Consider the following 17,063-nt stretch of genomic DNA (forward strand, 5'->3'; position numbering starts at 1 on the left):
GCTCGCAGGACGTCCCCGGCGGACGTCCTTCAGTGCTGACTACGCCTTCGTCAGGTCCTCGACCTCTTCCTCGGGCTCACGGCCCGGGGTGGTGAGGTTGAACTTGACGATCGCGAAGCGGAAGGTCACGTAGTAGACCGCCGCGAAGACCAGGCCGATCGGGATGATCATCCAGGGCTTTGTCGCATGGGTCCAGTTCAGCGCGTAGTCGATGAAGCCGGCCGAGAAGTTGAAGCCCGCGTGGACGCCCAGGCCCCAGGTCACGGCCAGCGAGACGGCGGTGAGGACCGCGTGGATCACGTACAGCAGCGGTGCGATGAACATGAACGAGAACTCGATCGGCTCGGTCACACCCGTCACGAAGGACGTCAGTGCCAGCGACACCATCATGCCGAGGACGGCCTTGCGCCGCTCGGGGCGGGCGCAGTGCGCCATGGCGAGGGCGGCGGCCGGAAGGCCGAACATCATGATCGGGAAGAAGCCGGACTGGTACATGCCCGCCGTCGGGTCACCGGCCAGGAAGCGCGTGATGTCGCCGTGCACGACCTCGCCGGCGGAGTTGGTGAAGTCACCGAGCTGGAACCAGGCGACGGTGTTCACGAACTGGTGCATGCCGATCGGGATCAGCGCGCGGTTGACGCCACCGAAGAGGGCCGCGCCGCCGGCGCCGAGGCCGGTCATCCACTCGCCGAAGTGCGAGATGCCGTTGCCGATGGGCTCCCAGACCAGGCCGAAGCAGACACCTATGACGATGCCGACGAACGCCATGATGATCGGGACGAGGCGACGGCCGTTGAAGAAGCCGAGCCAGTCGACCAGCTTGGTGCGGTGGAAACGCTGCCACAGAATGGCGGCCAGCAGACCCATGACGATGCCGCCGAGCACACCAGGGTCGTTGTACGTCGCGGCGACGTCCTTGCCGTCCATGACCACGGCCTCGGTCACCGGAAAGGCCTGCAGCACCTTGCTGTAGACGAGGAAGCCGACCAGTGCGGCGAGCGCGGTGGAGCCGTCCGCCTTCTTGGCGAAGCCGATCGCGACGCCTATGCAGAACAACATGGGAAGCGCGCCCGTTATGGCACCGCCGGCGTTGTTGAAGACGGCGGCGACCTTGTCCCAGCCGAGCCCGTCCTTGCCGAAGATGTCGTCCTGGCCGAGCCGTACCATGATGCCCGCCGCCGGCAGCACGGCGATGGGAAGCTGAAGGCTTCGGCCAACCTTCTGCAGGCCCTGGAACAGGCCGGCTCCCCGCTTCTTCGCGGGGGCCGCCGTGGCGGTGGCGGTGGTCATCAACGTCCTCCATGTGCCGGATGCTGCCGGGGACATGGGGGGAGGCAGCAGTGTGGGTGGTCTACACCACTCAATGGTGCAGGCCAGTTTTAGCACGGTGAGGGCGGGATAAGGAACCTCCGATTCCTATGACAAGTCCCATAACTCGATATACGCGACATAAGGCCCCCGGAGCACACGTCCATGGGGCCTTATGAGGCATTACTTCAGGGGCCAGAGGGCCCAAGAACCGCTGCCCTACTTGATCACTTCCCGCTCCAGTTCACCCTCGACTTCCTCCGGCTCACGCCCCGGCGTCGGGATATTGAACTTGGTGATCGCGAATCGGAAGATCGCGTAGTACACCACCGCGAAGCCCAGGCCGATCGGAATGAGCAGCCAGGGCTTGGTCGCCAGGTTCCAGTTGATGACGTAGTCGATCAGACCCGCCGAGAAGCTGAAGCCGTCCTTGGCCCCGAGGCCCCAGCTCACCGCCATCGAGACACCGGTGAGCAGTGCGTGGATCACGTACAGCAGTGGCGCGACGAAGAGGAACGAGTACTCGATCGGCTCGGTGATCCCGGTGACGAAGGACGTCAGCGCGACCGACAGCATCAGACCGCCGATCTCCTTGCGGCGGTGCGGCTTGGCGCAGTGTGTGATCGCCAGCGCCGCCGCGGGGAGAGCGAACATCATGATCGGGAAGAAGCCGGTGGTGAACTGGCCCGCATTCGGGTCGCCCGCCAGGAACATGCTGATGTCGCCGTGCACGACCGTGCCGTCCGGCTTGGTGTAGCTGCCGAACTGGAACCAGATGGGCACGTTCAGGAACTGGTGCAGGCCGACGACGAGCAGCGCCCGGTTCGCGACACCGAAGATGCCCGCACCCCACTCGTCCAGGTTCACCAGCCAGTCGCTGAAGCTCTCCAGCGCGTCGCCGACCGGCGGCCAGATCCACAGGCACAGGGCCGCGAACGCGATCGCGACGAAGGACATGATGATCGGGACGAGTCGGCGGCCGTTGAAGAAGCCGAGCCAGTCCACCAGTTTGGTGCGGTGGTAGCGCTGCCAGAAGTAGGCGGCCAGCAGGCCCATGACGATGCCGCCGAAGACGCCCGGGTTCTGGTACGCATACGCCACGACGGTGCCGTCCTGTGACTGGCAGCCGACGGTCACCGCCCTCGCCGCGCCCTCGCAGTCCTTGGGGAACTGGTGCAGAACGCCGTAGTAGACGAGGAAGCCCGCTACGGCCGCGAGCGCTGTGGAGCCGTCGGACTTCTTGGCCATGCCGATCGCCACACCGACGCAGAACAGCAGCGGCAGGCCGATGTTGGGGTCCAGCAGCGCGCCGCCGGCGCCGGCCATCACCTTGGCGACGTCGTTCCAGCCCAGGCCGTCCGCGCCGAAAACATCGGGCTGGCCGAGCCGGTTGAGGATGCCGGCCGCGGGGAGGACGGCGATCGGCAACTGTAGGCTGCGGCCCATCTTCTGGAGCCCCTGGAAGGCACCGGTCCACCACTTGTGCAGTGGCGCGGCAGTGCTGTCCGAACTCATCGGCGTCCTCCCGGAAGATGCCTGGGTTGGCAGGTGCTGCAGACTGGTGTAGACCAGTCCCGATATGGTCCCGGGATCCAGTCACGGGACAGGGTTCCGGTGATCGTCATCATTCGGTACGAGATGGTTACTCGCCCGTGAAGATGGGCCAACCGTGCGTTACCGTGACAAAGCGGACCGATGGTAGGTCGAGGCAGCGCTGAGCGCCCAGCAAACGCGCTCTTGAACGCAGGGAGAAGACATGGCCAGCAAGGCTGAGAAGATCGTTGCCGGGCTCGGCGGGATCGACAACATCGAAGAGATCGAGGGCTGCATCACCCGCCTTCGTACCGAAGTCATCGACCCGGCCAAGGTCGACGAGGCCGCCCTCAAGGCCGCCGGCGCCCACGGCGTCGTCAAGATGGGCAACGCGATCCAGGTCGTCATCGGCACCGACGCCGACCCGATCGCCGCCGACATCGAAGACATGATGTGAGCCGCTGAGCCACGCCACCGTACGAAGCCGTACGAGAGGGGCCCCGTTCCGACCGGAACGGGGCCCTTGCGCATGCCGAACGAAGCCCCCGCACACGCGGAACAGGGCCGCGCACACAGCAGCTAGGCTCGACGCCATGTCTCGAATCGACGGCCGCACCCCCGAACAGCTCCGCCCGGTCACCATCGAACGCGGATGGAGCAAGCACGCCGAGGGCTCCGTCCTCATCGCCTTCGGCGACACGAAGGTCTTCTGCACCGCCTCGGTCACCGAAGGCGTCCCGCGCTGGCGCAAGGGCAGCGGCGAAGGCTGGGTGACCGCCGAGTACTCGATGCTGCCGCGCTCCACCAACACCCGTGGCGACCGCGAATCCGTACGCGGCAAGATCGGCGGCCGTACGCACGAGATCAGCCGCCTCATCGGCCGCTCGCTGCGCGCCGTCATCGACTACAAGGCGCTCGGCGAGAACACCATCGTTCTGGACTGCGACGTCCTCCAGGCCGACGGCGGCACCCGCACCGCCGCCGTCACCGGCGCATACGTCGCTCTCGCCGACGCCGTCGCCTGGGCCCAGGCCAAGAAGATCGTCAAGGCCGGCCGCAAGCCACTCACCGGGACCGTCGCCGCCGTCAGCGTCGGCATCGTCGACGGCACTCCGCTTCTCGACCTCTGTTACGAGGAGGACGTGCGCGCCGAGACCGACATGAACGTCGTCTGCACCGGCGACGGCCGCTTCGTCGAGGTCCAGGGCACCGCCGAGGCCGAGCCCTTCGACCGCAAGGAGCTCAACGCGCTCCTCGATCTCGCGACCGGCGGCTGCGCCGATCTGGCCGCGCTCCAGCTCGCAGCGCTCGCGTCGACCGAACCGCTCAGGTAAAGAAGCAACCAAGGACGCGCTACTGGGCGTCGATAGAGTCACGGGCGCACGGGCCGAACCGTGCGCCCGTCCGTATCCGGGAGGACAGTTCCATGTCTGCGCGCCGACGCATAGCCCTCACGCTCGCCACCGCCGCTCTGATCGTCCCGATCACCGTCGGCTGCAGCGCCATCGACAAGGCACTCGACTGCGTCGAGACCGCCGACGCCATCGCCGCCAGCGTCGACAAGCTCCAGCAGGCCGTCTCCAGCGCCGGCGACGACCCGACACAGGCCCGGCAGGCCCTCGACGACATCGACAAGGAACTGAAGAGCCTCAGCGACAAGACCGACAACGCGGACCTGAGCAAGGCCGTCGACAACCTGGGCACCGGCGTCGACAACGTCCGCAAGGCAATCGAGAACGGCGACGCCACCCCGGACATCAAGCCCGTCACCGACGCCGCGGGCGAGATCGGCAAGGTCTGCACACCCGGATAATCGGGGGCATGACCCGTCTGATCCTCGCCACCCGCAACGCCGGGAAAATCACCGAACTCAAGGCCATCCTCTCCGACGCGGGCCTCACTCACGACCTTGTCGGCGCGGAGGCTTACCCCGACATCCCCGACATCCCCGACGTCAAGGAAACCGGCGTCACCTTCGCCGAGAACGCCCTGCTCAAGGCGCACGCCCTGGCCCGGGCGACCGGCCTGCCGGCCGTCGCCGACGACTCCGGCCTCTGCGTCGACGTACTCGGCGGCTCGCCCGGCATCTTCTCCGCCCGGTGGGCGGGCCGACACGGCGACGACACGGCCAACCTGAACCTGCTGCTGGCCCAGCTCGCCGACATCGACGACGCCCACCGCGGCGCCCACTTCGCGTGCGCGGCGGCCCTGGCCCTCCCGGACGGCACCGAACGGGTCGTGGAGGGCCAACTGCTGGGAACCTTGCGCCACGCGCCCTCGGGCACGGGCGGCTTCGGTTACGACCCGATCCTGCAGCCGGAGGGGGAGACGCGTACCTGCGCGGAGCTCACGGCGGCGGAGAAGAACGCGATCAGTCATAGGGGGAAGGCGTTCAGGGCGCTGGTGCCGGTGGTGCGGGAGCTGCTGGGCTGAACGCAGACAGACAACAATGGCCTGCGAATCAAATCCCCTGATTCGCAGGCCATTCATTGTGCGGCGGAAGGGATTCGAACCCTCAAGCCTTTTCACAGGCCACAGATCCTAAGTCTGCTGCGTCGCCGTTGCGCCACCGCCGCTAGCCGCCTGCCATGGTACCGGGGCAGGCGGCTGAAGCAGATCGAGGTACTCAAAAGGCTCTTCGGCGCCGGCCTCCGCGACACCACGTGCTGGTGATGGCGTGGCAATTGGGACAGAGCAGCCGAAGGTTCTCGGCCCGGTCGTCGCTCCAGTCGCCGCTGATGTGGTCGACCTCCAGGGTCATGGGCTTACCGTTCCAGACTGGGCCCGTACCGCACCTGGCGCACTGCTCGGCAACGCCGATCTCGCGCAGTGCTCTGCGCAGCATCGCTGCGTGGGTGCGGCGCTTGCCGTTGTGCTTGACCAGCACATCCTTGGCGGCCCTGACCGGTGTTGGGCCGGGCTTCCCCCGCTGATGTGCCTGGCCCAAAAAGTGCCGCGTGTCCAGTCCGTCCTCGGCCGTCCAGCGGTGCAGCAGAGCCCGTTGGCTCTTGTTGTCCGGGCGGCCGAGCAGTCTCAGAGTTTCGGCGATGGAGACAGACTCGGCCACGGCCTGTCTCAAGTCCACTGTGGAGGGCCGTCGGCCCCCACCGGGGCGTGAGAAGTGCGAGACGTCGATGCCGTAGTGGCTGAAGCGGCTCATCAGATGGCGGCCGAGACGTTCATACGGGGTGGTGCCGAAGAACGCGATGACCTCATCGACGTCGCTGCACTGTGCTGCGGCTTCGGTCAGCAACTCATGCGTGTACTGCCTGCGTTGATTCATCGATACTCATCGCCGACACGCGATGGCCGGGAAGTGCCGGCTCTGCGCGCCTTGCCACGCCCCCGGTAGGTGTCCGTGGTCGAGTGGCAGTTTGGGCACAGGAGCCGCAGATTCTCGATGCGATTGTTTCGCCAGTTGCCATCGATGTGATCAACCTCGAGCGGCAGAGGGCAGCCCAGCCATTCGGACGTGATTTCACAGAGAGCGCAGGAGTCGGCGATGCCGAGTTCGAGCAGTGCCCTCTTGAGCCGCTCGCTGGGTACGCGGCGTGCGTTTGCCGATTGTTCCTCGACCAGGATTTCGGCGGCTGTTCTGCGGCGCCTGTGGTTCCGCATTCGATCGGTTCGCGCATGCGGTGTGAAGTGGGACGTGTCGATCCCAAGGGCTCGTATGCGACGGCTGAGGTGTGTGTGCTGGCCGCCCACGACATCAAGACCGAGCCGCCGCAACACCTCGCACACGCTGGTCGACGCGGCGACAGTCGATTCCAGGATGTCTCTTGTCCAGCGCGTGCCTTCGCGCTCGAAGTGAGAGGTGTCGACCCCCAACTTCCTCATGCGCTCGCGTATGTATGAGCGTCGCGAACTCTTGGGATCCACCCCGAGTTTCGTCAGCGCCTCGGACAACGTCCGCGACGAGTCGGCGGCCTCGGTCAGGCGCTCGCGTGTGTATGGACTGACTCCCATCGTCCCCTCCGTCCCCGGCCGCATGCTCGCGGCCTCGTACGGAGTAACGAACCGAATGTCGGACGGTCACGTCCGAAATGCGGAACAGGCCGCACCGCTTGTCGCGCGGTGCGCCCCGTTCCGTACGGGTGCGGACGACCTCAGATGCCGAGGTCCTTGATGATCTTGGCGACATGGCCCGTCGCCTTTACGTTGTACAATGCGCGCTCCACCTTGCCCTCCTCGTCGACCACGACTGTCGAGCGGATGACACCCGTCACCGTCTTGCCGTACAGCTTCTTCTCGCCGAACGCGCCGTACGCCGCCAGCGTTTCTTTGGACGGGTCCCCGACCAGCGTGACCTTCAGGCTCTCCTTGTCGCGGAACTTCGCCAGCTTCTCCGGCTTGTCCGGCGACACCCCGATGACGTCGTAGCCCGCGCCCGCCAGCAGGTCCAGGTTGTCCGTGAAGTCGCAGGCCTGCTTGGTGCAGCCGGGAGTCAGAGCCGCCGGGTAGAAGTAGACGATCACCTTCCGGCCCTTGTGGTCGGCGAGCGAGACCTCGTTGCCGTCCGCGTCGGGCAGGGTGAAGGCCGGGGCCGTGTCGCCGGGCTGGAGTCGCTCGCTCATGGTTCTCCTCGGGGGGACGTGAGGGTGTATGCCTGGTGTATGCCGTCGAGCGTAATAGGGGTGCCGTGGGGTCCGGGGGCTGCCGAGCTGACAGACTGTCGAGGAAGGACTACCGGACACGACCACGGAGGCAGTGCGGTGTCGGATGCCAGGACCCCTGCGCAGATCGAGGCGGACATCGTTCGCAGGCGCGACCAGCTTGCCGAGACGCTCGACGAGATCGGGGTGCGCATGCACCCGAAGACGGTCATCGGTGATGCGAAGGCCAGGCTCGCCTCGACCGTGGACCAGACCGCGGGTCGTGCCTTCGTCGTGGTGAACCGCACGGTGTCCGACATGAAGGCGCAGTTCGTGTCGGAGAAAGGCGCGCCCCGGCTGGAGCGGCTGGTTCCGGTGGCGCTGGTGGCCGTGGGGATCGTAGGCCTGCTCGCCGTGTCGGTGAGAAGGCGCCGGGGGTGACCCTCGGGCGTACGGAAGGCTCCCGGGCAGGTAGGTTCAAGGCGTGAGCGACAAGACCCACCACGACAAGCTGCCCATCCGGATGCTGCACGACCGCGTGCTGGTCAGGACCGACATCCCGGAGGGCGAGCGGCGTTCCAGCGGCGGCATCGTCATTCCGGCGACGGCGGCGGTAGGCAGGCGTCTGGCCTGGGCCGAGGTGGTCGCCGTCGGGCAGAACGTGCGCACTGTGGCGCCGGGCGACCGGGTGCTGTACGACCCCGAGGACCGCGCCGAGGTCGAGGTGCGGGGCGTGGCGTACGTACTGATGCGGGAGCGGGATCTGCACGCGGTCGCGGCGGACCGTTTCCAGGGTTCCGAGGACTCCACCGGGCTGTATCTGTAGAATCTGCGCCTCGCGATCGCAGGTCATGCCTGCCGTGGTGGGGTTGCAGGCGAACCCCGGGTCATTGATCGGCCGGCTCACCGGGGCCGGGCGGGACGGGTGGTTGTGGGCTTGCTGCCCGCGCCCCCGTCGGTCGTACCGCCGCTGGTCGTACCGCCGCCTTCGGTCCCGCCCTCGGTCCCGCCATCGGCCGGCCGCCGGTGTCCGTGCCCCCGTCGGTTTCACCGCTGTTCGTCGTCTCTCCGTCGGTGGTGCCCCCGTCCGTCTGCCCCTCGTTCTCGCCCGGTGTCTCGCTGGATGTCTCCCCCGGCGTCTCGCCCGGCGACTCCGGCTCCGGCTCCTGCTCCTGCGACGACTCGGCCGGCAGTTCCGGGTCCTCCCGCTCCCCCTCCTCCCCCTCCTCGTCCTCCGTGCCCTCCTGCAGTTCCAGGTCGAACTCCTCGATCTCGGAGCCCTCCAGCGCGGCGCCCGTGAACTGGCCCCAGATCTTCGCCGGCGCCCCGCCGCCGTTGATCCGCGGCAGCCCCAGCGCTCCGTACAGCGGCTTCTGCCCACCCGTTACCGGGTCCTGGCCCATCACCGCGACCACCGTGGCCAGTTTCGGGGTGTAGCCCGCGAACCAGGCCGCCTTGTCCTCCTCCGCCGTGCCCGTCTTGCCCGCGGCGGGACGGCCCGCCGACTGGGCCGCGGTGCCGGTGCCGTCGTCGACCACGCTCTGCAGGATCGAGGTGGTGGTGTCGGCGGCCTCCCGGCTGACGGCCTGCTCGCCGTCCTCCTTGGGCAGTCGGACGTCCATGCCGTTCTTGGTGACCTTCTCGACGAGGGTGTACGTGCCGTGCCTGCCGTGGTTGGCGAGCGTCGCGTACGCCTCCGTCATGTCGAGGACGCTCGCGGTGGCGGTGCCGAGCGCGATGGAGGGGGAGGCGTTCAGATCCGGGGTGTTCGCGGGGATCCCGAGGTCGATCGCGGTCCGCCTGACCCTGGTGGGGCCGACGTCCATGGCCATCTGCGCGTACACCGCGTTGACGGACCTGTCGGTGGCGGTGCGGACCGTGATCGGGCCGTACGAGACGCCGTCCTCGTTCTCGGGGGCGTACGGCTTGCCGCTCCAGCCCCGGACCGTACGCCTGTTGGTGCCGTCGTAGACGGTGTTGGGGGTGATGGTCCGGCCGTCCTGGGTGCTCGACTCGTGCTCGACGGCCGCGGTGAAGACGAACGGCTTGAAGGTGGAGCCGACTTGGTAGTCGCGGCGGGTCGCGTTGTTGACGTACTGCTTGGTGTAGTCGACGCCGCCGTACATGGCGACGACCTTGCCGGTGGCCGGGTCGATGGACGCTCCGCCGACGCGGACATTGCGGTCCGCCTTGCGGTTCCCGTCCAGCTTGGACATCACCTGGTCGTCGACGGCCTCGGCGAACGCGTCCTGCTTCTGCCGCTCCAGCGTGGTGGTGATCCGGTAGCCGCCGGTGGCCAGGGTGTTCTCGTCGATGATCTTGTTGTTGGTGAGGTAGTCCTCGACGGCCTGGACGATATACCCGCGCTGGCCCGACAGCCCGGTCGCGGGCTTCGCCGTCTGCGGCGCGGGGAACTTCATGGCCGCTCGGTCGGCGGGGCTGAGCCACTTCTTCTTGACCATGCCGTCGAGGGTGTAGTTCCAGCGGCCGAGCGCGGCCGCCCGGTTCTCCGGGTGCGTGGCGATGTCGTACGCGCTGGGGGCGTTGAGCAGCGAGGCCAGGTACGCGCCTTCCGCGGTGTCGATGTGCTCGATGTCCTCGCCGTAGTAGGCATGGGCCGCGGCCTGGATGCCGTAGGCGTTGCGCCCGAAGTAGCTGGTGTTGAGATAGCCCTCCAGGATGTCGCTCTTGCTCTCCTCGCGGCTCAGCTTGATCGCGATGAAGAACTCCTTCCACTTCCGCGAGATGGTCTGCTCCTGGCCCAGGTAGTAGTTCTTGACGTACTGCTGAGTGATGGTGGAGCCGGACTGTTTGCCCTTGCCGGTGAGGGTGTTCCAGGCGGCGCGGACCATCGCCTTGGGGTCGACGGCGCGCGCGGAGTGGAAGTCGCGGTTCTCGGCGGCCAGTACGGCCCGCTGCACGGCCAGGGGTACCTGCGCGAGGCCCACGTTCTCCCGGTTGACCTCGCCGTCACGGGCGATCTGGGTGCCGTCGTTGTAGAGGTAGACATTTGACTGGGCGGTGGCCATGGCGTTGGCGGTCGGGATGTCGACGAGTCTGTAGCCGGCCAGGAAGCCCCCGATCAGCAGGAGGACGACGATCAGAAAGGTACCGAGCACCGTCCGCCAGGTGGGGATGGCGCGACGCCAGCCGGTACGCTTGCGGCGGGGCTTGAAGCCCTTCTTCTCGAGTGCGGGCGGCGGTCCGACGACGGTCGTGTCCCGGGGTTTCCAGCCCTGCTGCTGTGGCTCGTCGCTCATACGCCCATACTGCACTTTTCAGTGGATCAACCCGCGGACCCGGCAGGCGTAAAAGCGCTCGCGGCGGCCCGCCCCGCTGGGCTAGGCTCGTGCGCTTCGGTGCCCGCGCGCGGAGGGGGAATCGACGTGCGGCTGTACGCGGTCGTCGCCGCCGGTGGGTTCCGGCGCTATGCGACGTACCGGCTGGCGACGGCTGCAGGGGTGTTCACCAACACCGTCTTCGGCTTCATCGTGGCGTACACCTATACGGCTCTGTGGGACGAGCGTCCGCAGCTGGGCGGGTACGACCTCTCCCAGGCGCTCACCTATGTGTGGCTGGGCCAGGCGCTGCTGATGACCTGCGCCATGATGGGCGGCGGCTTCGAGGATGAGCTGATCGAGCGGATCCGCACCGGCGACATCGCGATCGACCTCTACCGGCCCGCAGATCTCCAATTCTGGTGGCTTTCGGGCGACTTGGGGCGGGCGGCCTTCCATCTCATGGGTCGCGGCATCGTGCCGATGGCGCTCGGCGGGCTCGCCTTCGACCTCGCGCTGCCGACCTCGCCGCTGACCTGGCTCGCCTTCCTGGTGTCGGTGGCGCTCGGCGTGGTGGTGAGCTTCGCGGTCCGGTACCTGGTGGCGCTCTCCGCGTTCTGGCTGATGGACGGGGCCGGGGTGATGCAGATCTGCTGGCTGGCCGGGCTGTTCTTCTCCGGGATGCTGCTGCCGCTGAACCTCTTTCCCGGCGTCCTGGGCGAAGTGGCCCGGGCGCTGCCCTGGTCCTCGCTGCTCCAGGTCCCGGCAGACGTCTTCCTCGGCAAGCACACCGGCTGGGGGCTGGTGCAGGCGTACGCCTTCCAGGGCGGCTGGGCGCTGGCGCTGCTGGCCGCCGGGCGGGCCCTGCAGACCGTCGCGACCCGCAGGCTGGTGGTCCAGGGTGGCTGACGCGCTCTTGGGCGGACTGCGGGCATACGGACTGATCGCCGCGATGTGGATCCGCTCCACGATGACCTACCGCGCGTCGTTCGTGATGACGGCGTTCGGGAACTTCGCCGGGACGGCCTTCGACTTCGTCACGATCCTGCTGATGTTCTCGCACGTGGACGCGCTGGGCGGCTACACCCTGGGCGAGATCGCCTTCCTGTACGGGGCGTCGGGCACCGCATTCGGCCTCGCCGATCTGGTGATGGGCTCGATGAGCCGGCTGGGTCGGCGGGTGCGGGACGGCACGCTGGACACGCTGCTGGTGCGTCCGGTGCCGGTGCTCGCGCAGGTGGCGGCGGACCGGTTCGCGCTGCGCCGGCTGGGCCGGATCACCCAGGGGCTGCTGGTCTTCGGCTACGGAGTGCTCGTCCTCGACATCGAGTGGACGCCGCTGCGGGTGCTGATGGTGCCGCTGATGCTGCTCAGCGGGGCGGCGATCTTCTCGGCGCTGTACGTGGCGGGGGCGGCGTTCCAGTTCTGGGCGCAGGACGCGTCCGAGGTGCAGAACTCCTTCACGTACGGCGGGAACACGCTGCTCCAGTACCCGCCGACGCTCTTTGCGAAGGACCTGGTGCGCGGGGTGACCTTCGTGGTGCCGCTGGCCTTCGTCAACTGGCTGCCCGCGCTGTATGTGCTGGGCCGGCCCTACCCGCTGGACGTGCCGCAGTGGCTGGCCTTCCTGCCGCCCGTGGTCGCCGGGGTCTGCTGCTGGCTGGCCGCCCTCGCCTGGCGCGTCGGCCTTCGTTCGTACCGGAGCACAGGGAGCTGAGGGTGGACCTCGCCGAGGGGGACTTCATGGACTTCATCGAGCTCGACGGCGTCGAGAAGGTCTTCGAGGTACGACGGAGAACTGGCCGGCTGCGCCGCGAGAAGCACCAGGTGCGGGCCGTCGACGGGATCAGCTTCCGGGTGCCGCGCGGCGAGATGGTCGGCTACATCGGCCCGAACGGCGCGGGCAAGTCCACCACCATCAAGATGCTGACGGGCATTCTGACCCCGAGCGGCGGGCGGCTGCGGGTCGCGGGTATCGATCCGTCCCGGGAGCGTACGAGGCTGGCGCAGCGGATCGGCGTGGTCTTCGGGCAGCGTACGACCCTGTGGTGGGACCTGCCGCTGAAGGACTCGTACCGCCTGGTGCACCGGATGTACCGGATCCCGGACAAGCGGTTCCGCGAGAACCTCGACCGTTGTGTCGAACTCCTCGATCTGGCCGAGCTGTTGGACGTGCCCGTGCGCCAGCTCTCGCTCGGGCAGCGGATGCGCGGCGACATCGCGGCGGCGCTGCTGCACGACCCCGAGGTGCTGTATCTGGACGAGCCGACCATCGGCCTCGATGTGATCTCCAAGGCGAAGGTCAGGGACTTCCTGCGGGACCTGAACGCCGAGCGGGCCACGACGGTGCTGCTCACGACGCACGATCTGACCGACATCGAGCAGCTGTGCAAGCGCGTGATGGTGATCGACCACGGGCGGCTGATGTACGACGGGGCGCTCGCCGGGCTCCACGAGGTGGGGGAGAGCGAGCGGACGCTGGTGGTGGACCTGGAGCGAGAGTTGCCGCCGATCGTCCTCGACTCCGCTCGTACGGTGAAGGTCGAGGGTCCCCGCCAGTGGCTGGCCTTCCCGGCCTCCCAGTCGGCGGCGCCGTTGGTGGCCGCGCTTGCCGACGCGTATCCGCTGGCGGACCTGTCGGTGCGGGAGCCGGACATCGAGGCGGTGATCGCGAAAATGCTGTATCGAATGGGGGACACCCCCAAACCCCCGCCGGAGAGGTCGGGGTTGTAGCCCGGGGGCCGTGGGCTGTATGCGTAGCGCGGCCTTGACTAGGCTGCTGACCATGACGAGTGAACTCCCTGAAATGCGCGCCTCAGACTCCGAGCGCGAAAGGGTGGCCGAGCGGTTGCGCGATGCGGTGGCGGAGGGGCGGCTCGACATGGAGGAGTTCGAGCAGCGCCTCGACGCCGCCTATAAGGCGCGTACGCACGGCGACTTGGAGCCGCTGGTCAGCGATCTTCCCGCGGCGGGGACGGTGTTGGCGTCATCGGCGGTCGCCGCCGGGTCGGGCAGCTGGGCCGAGCGCGTCGGTGGCCCGGCCACCTCGAAGGGGGCGTTCGCCTTCTGGGGCGGCTTCGTACGCAAGGGCAGCTGGACGGTGGCCCGTAGGTTCACCAGCTTCACGATGATGGGCGGCGGCGAACTCGACCTGCGGGAAGCCCGTTTCGAGGAGCGGGTGACCGTGATCCGCTGCTTCGCGATCATGGGCGGGGTCAACATCGTCGTGCCGCCCGACCTGAACGTCGAGGTCAACGGCATCGGTTTCATGGGCGGCTTCGGCGAACAGGGCGAGGGCAATCCGGACCCGGCGGCGCCGCGCGTGATCATCTCCGGCTTCGCGCTGATGGGCGGCGTGGGCGTGGAGCGCAAGCGCACCCGGGCGGAGAAGCAGCGGCTCAGGGCGGAACGCGAAGTGGAGAAGCGGGGGCGGCTGGAGAAGGGCGACCGCAAGGAGCTCGACTGAGCGGGGAGTGCCTGCTGGGGGCGGCGCGGGCCCGCCGTCAGAGCCGCGCCGGGTCCACCGCCTTGGCCATCCGCGCATAGCCGGCGTCGCTCGGGTGGAGATGGTCGCCCGAGTCGTAGCGCGGTCGCAGCCGGTTCGGTGCGTACGGATCGCGCAGCGCCCGGTCGAAGTCGACGACCGCGTCGAAGATCCCACCCGCGCGGACGATCGCGTTGACCTGGTCGCGTACGGACTCGACGGCGGGCGTGCAGCGGCGGTGTCCGTCACAGGGCAGCAGCGTCGCCCCGACGACTCGCAGACCGCGTGCGTGCGCCCGGTGGGCGAGTTCGGCGAACCCGGCAGTCATCCGGTCGGCGGTGGGCGTGCGCGGGGAGTGCAGCAGGTCGTTGATGCCGATCACGACGATCACGGTCCTGGCCCCGGACCGGGCGAGCACATCGCGGTCGAAGCGGGCGAGGGTGCTGGGGCCGCGGCCCTCGGCGAACAGGCGGTTGCCGCTGATGCCCTGGTTGAGGACGCCGTAGCGGCCCGCGCCCCGGCGGCCCAGCCGGTCGGCGAGGACGTCCGGCCAGCGGCGGTTGGCGTCGGGGGTGGATGTGACCCCGTCGGTGATCGAGTCGCCCACAACGACCACCGCGCCGCGCGCGTCCCGGGTCAGCACGTCGACGGCGGTGAGGTGGTGCCAGGCGCGGGTCCGGCCGGTGTACGAGTCCCCGCCCTCGTCCTGCGTACGGTCGCCGTCCGCGACGTACGAGGTCTGGCGCGCGCGTGGGTGGATGGTGACGGGCCCGTCGGCGGCATGCACCGTGACCAGCAGATCGCCGTCGTACGGGATCTCCAGCACGACGGGGTCGCTGACCCACTGGCCGCGGGCCGCGATCGTGACGGCCTCGGCGCCCTGGAACGTCACGCGGCGCAGGGTGCCGGGCACGGCGGCGGGGCCGCGGCCCGCGCGGACGGCGAGCGAGACGTGGGCGATCTCGAGCGGACGGCGGCCGAGGAGGTTGGAGAGGGTGAGCCGGGCGGCGACGCCGCCGATGCTGGTGTGGACGACATTGCGTACGGAGCGGCCGGCCTGGTTGTGAGCGGGGCCGGTTCCGGTGGCTGCGGCCTCGACGGGGGCGGCGGACCAGGTGCCGACCCAGACCGCGGGCGCGGCGGAGGGCGTACGGACGGCTGTCCGGCCCTGCGCGGCCCCGACTCCGAGGTATATCGCGCCGCAAATGAGGACCACGACGGTGGCGAGGGCAGCGAGGGTCGCGTACCCGCGGCGCTTGTGCATGAGCACATCATGCGGCATCTCAAGGGGAACTCGATGTGCGTCCCGGGAGTACCTGAGGTAGGGACTATTGCGTACGGGGCTCGCGCGGACGGGTGGAGCGGATGGAACGCACAGAACGGGAACGTCCAGGACCGGCAGGGACAGGACCGGCAGGGACAGGACCGGCAGGGACAGGACCGGAACGGCCGTCGCCGACAGAGGGCGGCCGCGCCGGCGCGAACCCGTCTGCCCGGGACCGGTCTGCCGATGACGCGGTGCGCGCACGCACGTCCCTCCCCTCCTTCGCGTTCACCGAGGCGGACGCCGAGAAGCAGCGCGGTGTGCGCCGGATGAAGGCGACGGCAACGGGCGCGCTGCTGTTCGTCGCGCTGATCTTCGTCCTCGCCACCTGGGGGAAGAACGCCGGGCTGGGCGGCTGGACCGGCTATGTCGCGGCCGCCGCGGAGGCGGGCATGGTCGGCGCGCTGGCCGACTGGTTCGCGGTGACGGCGCTGTTCCGCTACCCCCTGGGCCTGCCCATCCCGCACACCGCGATCATCCCGAACAAGAAGGACCAGCTCGGTGCCACGCTCGGCTCGTTCGTCGGGGAGAACTTCCTCTCCGGCGATGTCGTCCGCGCCCGGCTGCACGCCCTCGGCATCGGTCGCCGCCTGGGCGCATGGCTCGCCGAGCCCGCCCACGCCGACCGGGTCACCGCCGAGCTGTCCACCGCACTGCGCGGCGCGCTGACGGTGCTGCGCGACTCCGACGTCCAGGCGGTCGTCGGCGAGGCGATCACGCGCCGCGCGGACAGCGCGGAGATCGCGCCCGGCATCGGCAAGACTCTGGACAAGGTCGTCGCCGACGGCGCCCACCACCGCGCGGTCGACCTGATCTGCGCCCGCGGGGCCGACTGGCTGGTGCTCCACTCGGACTCGGTGATGGACGCGGTCCAGGGCGGGGCGCCGGGCTGGACCCCCCGGTTCGTGGACAAGAAGGTCGGCGAGCGCGTCTACAAGGAGCTGCTGCGCTTTGTCACCGAGATGCGCGACATGCCGGCCCACCCGGCGCGCGGAGCGATCGACCGCTTCCTGACGGACTTCGCGACCGATCTCCAGTCGGACACGGACACCCGGGCGCGGGTGGAGCGTATGAAGTCGGACCTGTTGTCCCGTTCGGAGGTGCAGGACGTGATCGCCTCGGCCTGGTCCTCCGTACGCACCATGATCATCTCGGCGGCCGAGGACGACCGGAGCGAACTGCGGCTGCGCGCCCGCGCCTCGCTGCTGTCGCTGGGCTCGCGGCTGGCGACGGACAGCCGGCTGCAGGCGAAGGTGGACGGGTGGCTGGAGGACGCGGCGGTGTACGTGGTGACCACGTACCGCGCCGAGATCACCTCGCTGATCTCGGAGACGGTCGCGAGCTGGGACGCGCAGCACACCTCGCGCAAGATCGAGGCGCACATCGGCCGGGATCTGCAGTTCATCCGGATCAACGGCACGGTGGTCGGCGCGCTGGCCGGCCTGCTGATCTATACGGTGGCACACGCGCTGGGCGCGTGACCGACCCTGACGTACGGTCACGCGCCCAGCCACCTGGGGGAGGTGTCGTGGAGTACGTAC

The 17,063-nt window shown here is 68.8% G+C and carries 17 protein-coding genes, 1 tRNA gene and 1 pseudogene; 11 read left to right on the forward strand and 8 right to left on the reverse strand.

Annotation, left to right across the window (positions count from 1 at the left end; translation table 11 throughout):
• Nucleotides 1-39 precede the first annotated feature (39 nt).
• Nucleotides 40-1,290 (reverse strand): PTS transporter subunit EIIC, encoded by a 1,251-nt coding sequence (locus ACWDO5_RS14180; RefSeq protein WP_450530556.1) that lies wholly within the window; start codon nucleotides 1,288-1,290, stop codon nucleotides 40-42.
• A gap of 237 nt (nucleotides 1,291-1,527) precedes the next feature.
• The gene (locus ACWDO5_RS14185) at nucleotides 1,528-2,823 is read right to left on the reverse strand and encodes a PTS transporter subunit EIIC (protein WP_450530557.1); all 1,296 of its coding nucleotides are present in this window, start codon (nucleotides 2,821-2,823) and stop codon (nucleotides 1,528-1,530) included.
• Between the two features lie 241 nt (nucleotides 2,824-3,064).
• Here ACWDO5_RS14185 and ACWDO5_RS14190 point away from each other — a divergent pair, with 241 nt between their 5' ends.
• The 4 genes from ACWDO5_RS14190 to rdgB all read left to right on the forward strand — a co-directional run bounded on the left by ACWDO5_RS14190 (nucleotide 3,065) and on the right by rdgB (nucleotide 5,274).
• Nucleotides 3,065-3,298, forward strand: coding sequence for a glucose PTS transporter subunit EIIB (locus ACWDO5_RS14190; RefSeq protein ID WP_450530558.1), 234 nt, complete (start codon nucleotides 3,065-3,067; stop codon nucleotides 3,296-3,298).
• Nucleotides 3,299-3,434: 136 nt separating this feature from the next.
• Complete coding sequence (gene rph / locus ACWDO5_RS14195; protein WP_450530559.1) at nucleotides 3,435-4,175, forward strand: ribonuclease PH; 741 nt, start codon at nucleotides 3,435-3,437, stop codon at nucleotides 4,173-4,175.
• Nucleotides 4,176-4,267: 92 nt separating this feature from the next.
• Nucleotides 4,268-4,654, forward strand: coding sequence for a hypothetical protein (locus tag ACWDO5_RS14200; RefSeq protein WP_450530560.1), 387 nt, complete (start codon nucleotides 4,268-4,270; stop codon nucleotides 4,652-4,654).
• 8 nt (nucleotides 4,655-4,662) lie between these two features.
• Complete coding sequence (gene rdgB / locus ACWDO5_RS14205; RefSeq protein WP_450530561.1) at nucleotides 4,663-5,274, forward strand: RdgB/HAM1 family non-canonical purine NTP pyrophosphatase; 612 nt, start codon at nucleotides 4,663-4,665, stop codon at nucleotides 5,272-5,274.
• Nucleotides 5,275-5,333: 59 nt separating this feature from the next.
• Here rdgB and ACWDO5_RS14210 read toward each other — a convergent pair.
• The 4 genes from ACWDO5_RS14210 to bcp form a co-directional block, all read right to left on the reverse strand.
• A tRNA-Leu gene (locus ACWDO5_RS14210) sits at nucleotides 5,334-5,417 on the reverse strand.
• 50 nt (nucleotides 5,418-5,467) lie between these two features.
• Nucleotides 5,468-6,124: an HNH endonuclease gene (locus ACWDO5_RS14215; protein WP_450530562.1), complete on the reverse strand. Its 657-nt coding sequence runs from the start codon at nucleotides 6,122-6,124 to the stop codon at nucleotides 5,468-5,470.
• Nucleotides 6,121-6,810, reverse strand: a complete 690-nt coding sequence (locus tag ACWDO5_RS14220) for an HNH endonuclease (RefSeq protein ID WP_450530563.1) — start codon at nucleotides 6,808-6,810, stop codon at nucleotides 6,121-6,123. Before ACWDO5_RS14220 ends, ACWDO5_RS14215 begins: the two co-directional genes overlap by 4 nt.
• Nucleotides 6,811-6,950: 140 nt before the next feature.
• Entirely contained in the window at nucleotides 6,951-7,418 is a 468-nt protein-coding gene (gene bcp, locus ACWDO5_RS14225) for a thioredoxin-dependent thiol peroxidase (RefSeq protein WP_450530564.1), read from the reverse strand.
• Nucleotides 7,419-7,556: 138 nt separating this feature from the next.
• Between bcp and ACWDO5_RS14230 the strand changes: the two genes are divergently transcribed.
• Together ACWDO5_RS14230 and ACWDO5_RS14235 are read left to right on the forward strand one after the other, a co-directional pair.
• Nucleotides 7,557-7,877: a DUF3618 domain-containing protein gene (locus ACWDO5_RS14230; protein ID WP_450530565.1), complete on the forward strand. Its 321-nt coding sequence runs from the start codon at nucleotides 7,557-7,559 to the stop codon at nucleotides 7,875-7,877.
• Nucleotides 7,878-7,959: 82 nt separating this feature from the next.
• Nucleotides 7,960-8,262 carry a GroES family chaperonin gene (locus ACWDO5_RS14235; RefSeq protein WP_450530600.1) on the forward strand — a complete coding sequence of 101 codons (303 nt, stop codon included), beginning with the start codon at nucleotides 7,960-7,962 and terminating at the stop codon, nucleotides 8,260-8,262.
• Between the two features lie 77 nt (nucleotides 8,263-8,339).
• On the opposite strand, the pseudogene ACWDO5_RS14240 reads toward ACWDO5_RS14235, so the two are convergent.
• A pseudogene (locus tag ACWDO5_RS14240) lies at nucleotides 8,340-10,696 on the reverse strand (transglycosylase domain-containing protein).
• Nucleotides 10,697-10,822: 126 nt separating this feature from the next.
• On the opposite strand from ACWDO5_RS14240, the gene ACWDO5_RS14245 reads away from it, so the two are divergent.
• Genes ACWDO5_RS14245 through ACWDO5_RS14260 form a run of 4 tightly spaced genes read left to right on the forward strand, consistent with a single transcriptional unit; the run spans nucleotide 10,823 to nucleotide 14,180 of the window.
• Complete coding sequence (locus tag ACWDO5_RS14245; RefSeq protein ID WP_450530566.1) at nucleotides 10,823-11,623, forward strand: ABC transporter permease; 801 nt, start codon at nucleotides 10,823-10,825, stop codon at nucleotides 11,621-11,623.
• Between the two features lie 43 nt (nucleotides 11,624-11,666).
• Nucleotides 11,667-12,431 carry an ABC transporter permease gene (locus tag ACWDO5_RS14250; RefSeq protein WP_450530601.1) on the forward strand — a complete coding sequence of 255 codons (765 nt, stop codon included), beginning with the start codon at nucleotides 11,667-11,669 and terminating at the stop codon, nucleotides 12,429-12,431.
• Nucleotides 12,432-12,457: 26 nt separating this feature from the next.
• Nucleotides 12,458-13,447 (forward strand): ABC transporter ATP-binding protein, encoded by a 990-nt coding sequence (locus ACWDO5_RS14255; RefSeq protein WP_450530602.1) that lies wholly within the window; start codon nucleotides 12,458-12,460, stop codon nucleotides 13,445-13,447.
• Between the two features lie 52 nt (nucleotides 13,448-13,499).
• Complete coding sequence (locus tag ACWDO5_RS14260; RefSeq protein ID WP_450530567.1) at nucleotides 13,500-14,180, forward strand: DUF1707 SHOCT-like domain-containing protein; 681 nt, start codon at nucleotides 13,500-13,502, stop codon at nucleotides 14,178-14,180.
• 37 nt (nucleotides 14,181-14,217) lie between these two features.
• Here ACWDO5_RS14260 and ACWDO5_RS14265 read toward each other — a convergent pair whose 3' ends face one another.
• Complete coding sequence (locus ACWDO5_RS14265; protein ID WP_450530568.1) at nucleotides 14,218-15,462, reverse strand: SGNH/GDSL hydrolase family protein; 1,245 nt, start codon at nucleotides 15,460-15,462, stop codon at nucleotides 14,218-14,220.
• A gap of 101 nt (nucleotides 15,463-15,563) precedes the next feature.
• Here ACWDO5_RS14265 and ACWDO5_RS14270 point away from each other — a divergent pair, with 101 nt between their 5' ends.
• A complete protein-coding gene (locus ACWDO5_RS14270) occupies nucleotides 15,564-17,003 on the forward strand; it encodes a DUF445 domain-containing protein (protein WP_450530569.1) in 1,440 nt (479 codons plus the stop codon).
• Nucleotides 17,004-17,063: the final 60 nt, after the last annotated feature.

Source organism: Streptomyces sp. NPDC000880, from assembly GCF_053599675.1.

Coding starts and splice junctions, on each gene's coding strand:
- ACWDO5_RS14200 (WP_450530560.1), top strand. CDS start 4,268: ATGTCTGCGCGCCGACGCATAGCCCTCACGCTCGCCACCGCCGCTCTG.
- ACWDO5_RS14190 (WP_450530558.1), top strand. CDS start 3,065: ATGGCCAGCAAGGCTGAGAAGATCGTTGCCGGGCTCGGCGGGATCGAC.
- ACWDO5_RS14215 (WP_450530562.1), bottom strand. CDS start 6,124: ATGAATCAACGCAGGCAGTACACGCATGAGTTGCTGACCGAAGCCGCA.
- rdgB (WP_450530561.1), top strand. CDS start 4,663: ATGACCCGTCTGATCCTCGCCACCCGCAACGCCGGGAAAATCACCGAA.
- ACWDO5_RS14180 (WP_450530556.1), bottom strand. CDS start 1,290: ATGACCACCGCCACCGCCACGGCGGCCCCCGCGAAGAAGCGGGGAGCC.
- ACWDO5_RS14265 (WP_450530568.1), bottom strand. CDS start 15,462: ATGCACAAGCGCCGCGGGTACGCGACCCTCGCTGCCCTCGCCACCGTC.
- ACWDO5_RS14185 (WP_450530557.1), bottom strand. CDS start 2,823: ATGAGTTCGGACAGCACTGCCGCGCCACTGCACAAGTGGTGGACCGGT.
- rph (WP_450530559.1), top strand. CDS start 3,435: ATGTCTCGAATCGACGGCCGCACCCCCGAACAGCTCCGCCCGGTCACC.
- ACWDO5_RS14250 (WP_450530601.1), top strand. CDS start 11,667: ATGTGGATCCGCTCCACGATGACCTACCGCGCGTCGTTCGTGATGACG.
- ACWDO5_RS14255 (WP_450530602.1), top strand. CDS start 12,458: ATGGACTTCATCGAGCTCGACGGCGTCGAGAAGGTCTTCGAGGTACGA.
- ACWDO5_RS14235 (WP_450530600.1), top strand. CDS start 7,960: ATGCTGCACGACCGCGTGCTGGTCAGGACCGACATCCCGGAGGGCGAG.
- ACWDO5_RS14260 (WP_450530567.1), top strand. CDS start 13,500: ATGACGAGTGAACTCCCTGAAATGCGCGCCTCAGACTCCGAGCGCGAA.
- bcp (WP_450530564.1), bottom strand. CDS start 7,418: ATGAGCGAGCGACTCCAGCCCGGCGACACGGCCCCGGCCTTCACCCTG.
- ACWDO5_RS14270 (WP_450530569.1), top strand. CDS start 15,564: ATGGAACGCACAGAACGGGAACGTCCAGGACCGGCAGGGACAGGACCG.
- ACWDO5_RS14220 (WP_450530563.1), bottom strand. CDS start 6,810: ATGGGAGTCAGTCCATACACACGCGAGCGCCTGACCGAGGCCGCCGAC.